The organism is Gordonia alkaliphila, assembly GCF_039542465.1.
GTDB classification, from domain to species: Bacteria; Actinomycetota; Actinomycetes; order Mycobacteriales; family Mycobacteriaceae; genus Gordonia; species Gordonia alkaliphila.
The window spans coordinates 1-3,263 of the sequence record NZ_BAABIE010000036.1; the positions used below are offsets into that span (position 1 = coordinate 1).

Genomic DNA, 3,263 nt, shown 5'->3' on the forward strand with positions numbered 1-3,263 from the left:
AGCTCAGCCATGGGTCCTGTGGTGTGCGTCGGGGTTGTTGAGGAACTTCCATGATCACACCCAGGGCCCGCCTACATCTTGTGGTCGCCCGCGCTCGTCCCGAACCTCACCTACGCACTCTTAGATCTGAAGAGCCGTTAAAGAGGATGGAGGGGCAACACGTACGACCGCTGTGCGTGTGGTCGGGATTGGTCAGTACCCGCGTAGCGGGTTCGTTGGCCGGAGCGCCAGCGGAGGCCGGTCCCTATGGTGCGGCTGTCTGCGCGGAGCGCGGGCGGACGTGCCGCGGGGTGAGGCTGTGCGGCCCGGAGGGTCGCTCGATCTGCTGGCCCGTAGGCCGGCACATGCCCGGTGTGGGTCAGGTGCCGGCCGTGGCGGGGTTAGCCGGTGGCGTCGAGGTCCTGCACGGTCTCGGCGGCCGCCGACGCTGCGGGCTTGTGGTCGCGGATCTCGGGGTAGGGGATCGTGTGCGTGTAGACGCGGGTCGGGGCTTGGTACATGTCGCTGACGTCGACGCTCACGGACTTCTTGTTGACGCGCACGACGCGGTACCAGCTGCCCCGGGTCTTGATCGCGTCACCTTTGGCGATGGTGTCGGGTCCGTAGTTGGTGGGCGCGCCCATGAAACCCTCTACGTGATGTTCACAGTTCGACAGTTAGCAACCTTCTGAATTCATCTCGAATATTCGTAGTGTTAGCCTATCGCCTTGAGACGTCCGTCACGCAGGGTAGATTCATAGTTTTCCTTGAGGTTAACGGCGTGATGCCGAGTCCGTCGATACCTCGTCTCGACCTCGTGAAACGGCCTGTGACGCCTCGGTTACTGCGCCATAGCTGTTTACATTCGCGTCACTGATTTGCCGAGTGTTGCGCATCACTATTTTTACTATGGGCTCCAGTGAAAAGGCGAAATACTCTCTGCCGCATGAATATTCGGAGATCCGGGATCTTGGTTCTGCTTGCCGCGGGACTTCTGTCCCCGATGTTGCCAACAAACGTCGGGACGGCGTCGGCCGCTCCGAACTGCCCCCAGGTGATGGAGTTCTCCACCGGAGGGGCGGCACAGCCCGACGGCATTCGACTCGGTGCGATGGGAAAGTCGGTGCCCGCCGACACGCAGCGAACGAAAGTTCACTACAGCGCGAGCATCTCGCCGGTCGGGGGCAACATCAGTGGGGCCGAGTCGACGGCCGAAGGCGAACGGAACCTGCGCCGGGCCGCGCGATCGTTCCGCGCGCGCTGCCCGGAATCGCACATCCGCCTGGTGGGATTCTCTCAAGGTGCTCTCGTCACCGGCAACGTGTGCAACACGTTCGACTCCGACCCGGTGATGGCGCGAAACACGAGCTGCGTCCTCTATTCGGATCCACGCCGACCCGATCCAGTCCGACCCGGAGTCATGGCGACGCTGCCGTCGTTCGTGCCGGGATTCCCGATGATGGGGCCGCGGCCGCAGACGCGGAACATCCGCGTCACGCAGGTCTGCCAGACCAACGACGGGATCTGCGCGGCGCCCAACCCAATACTCGACCCGATCGGGTTCGTCAACAATCTCCTCGGGTATCTCGTCTACGGTGCGCACGGCGACTACTTCGCCGCACCGCACACCGTCGACGACGGCCACTTGCACACGGTCCGGCGCGCGCCGTACATACCGACGGCGGACACCGTCAGGCCCGCGCCCGGGATTCCGACGCTCTACGACGTGCTCGACCCGGTCAGTCGCCTGTTCATCACGCCCGCGCCCATCGCGACGACGTATCGGCCGACACCTGTGGCCGCATACTTCCCGCCCATCCTCGGGTGGGCGCTGCCACCACGAATCGGTGCCATTGTGCTGCCGCCGATCACGGATCTGCAGGCCATCCCCATCACAGTCGTCCAGTTGGTGGATGCCGTCGTCGGGACCGTCGCCGACGCCGTCGACGCGATCACCGTTCCCGGAGTCGTGGCGGCCGAGCAGATTCCGTCGACTCCGGTGGCCGTGCCCGTCACCCAGGATGCCGAACTGGCCGCGGGTCCGCTGGCGCCACTCATTCCTAGGGATGGGACTGAGACTGAGCTTTCCCGGGTTTCGGAAATCGCGTCGAATGTGTTCGGCTCGACGGCGGCCGACGGTGCCCAACTCGACCGGATGGCTGCGCAAGCCGCGGTGTCGGGACTTCCGGCGTTCACAGTTCCAGCCGAAGTGCCGCTGGCCGACGCGTGACGATCAACCGGCGGCGGGTATCTGCACCTGGGCGAACATGTCGTCGATGATGTCGGCGGCGAGAGGTATGCACCCCTCCGAGATGGACTTCGCCCAAGCGATCACCAGTGGCGCCGCTTCGGCGGACGACCCCGGGCCGGCACCGCCGTCACGTACGAGGCCCGCGACCTCCCTACCCGACCCCGCGGCCTCGGCGGTCAGTGCCGGTGATTTCGGCGCGGCACCATGTCGCTCGACTGGAGTTATCCGTCATGCGGGCACAACGTGGAAGTTCACTCGCTGCGGCACCGCATGACCGTGGTCCGCACCGGAAAGAAGGGCTACTGCAAGCAGTCTTACAACGTCAGGAGTCGCTGGTGCCGCGGCCAGGCGTGCGGCGCACCCGGCGCGTAACACGGCTTAGCCCGAAACGACCCCTGAACCATCCGCGAGGACGAGTTCTCTCATCTGTTTCTAATCGTCCTACTTTACGTATGACCTCGGACGGGTCGATCTCGGCTGGCGATATCCGGGGCCAACAGGAGTGGTCAGTACTTTTCGAAACGGTCGAAGCTACCGTGGAATCCTGGAAAGCTGTGGCTTGGTAGTTCGGCTACGGCAGCTGCGGATCCGTCGATAGCTTGAGCAGTCAGAATGTGCAGTTCATTCTGATTGGTAGCTCCGTTGAATACAACGACAAGTACCCATCCGTCGTCTTCGTCGCTATCCTTAGAGCGAGGTACGAAAATTGGTTCGCCGGCAAAACTCTGGTGGCCAAACTCGTGTGTCCTTTGCTCACCTGTAGTTCGATCAAGTTTCACGATCGCGCCCCGGTCTCCTTCGAGTTGAGCGGAGACGTACGTGTACCGCTGCATACTGCCTGTAAGGCGCGTGTCATGAGTGGGGAATTCGCATGCGGCTGTTGAGTAGTCTGTAACCTCAACCCCACCGGCGGTGTCATAGCGTCGTAGCAACACTGCAGGCCACCAGGGGTTGCAGGTAGCACGACGGGAGACCCGGGTGGGGCTTGGACGGATGATGCTGACGGTGGCGGATCGAACGGAGATCGCCGTCG

Annotated in this window: 3 protein-coding genes; 1 reads left to right on the forward strand and 2 read right to left on the reverse strand. The window is 63.3% G+C overall.

Translation table 11 applies throughout. The annotated features are described in order from the left end of the window. Positions 1–380: 380 nt before the first annotated feature. Positions 381–623 (reverse strand): hypothetical protein, encoded by a 243-nt coding sequence (locus tag ABD989_RS17555; protein WP_345314490.1) that lies wholly within the window; start codon positions 621–623, stop codon positions 381–383. Positions 624–1,090: 467 nt separating this feature from the next. On the opposite strand from ABD989_RS17555, the gene ABD989_RS17560 reads away from it, so the two are divergent. Beyond that, complete coding sequence (locus ABD989_RS17560) at positions 1,091–2,209, forward strand: cutinase family protein (protein ID WP_345314491.1); 1,119 nt, start codon at positions 1,091–1,093, stop codon at positions 2,207–2,209. A gap of 527 nt (positions 2,210–2,736) precedes the next feature. Here ABD989_RS17560 and ABD989_RS17565 read toward each other — a convergent pair. Further along, positions 2,737–3,263: carotenoid oxygenase family protein (locus tag ABD989_RS17565; protein ID WP_345314492.1), on the reverse strand; the 527-nt coding region annotated here is incomplete at its 5' end.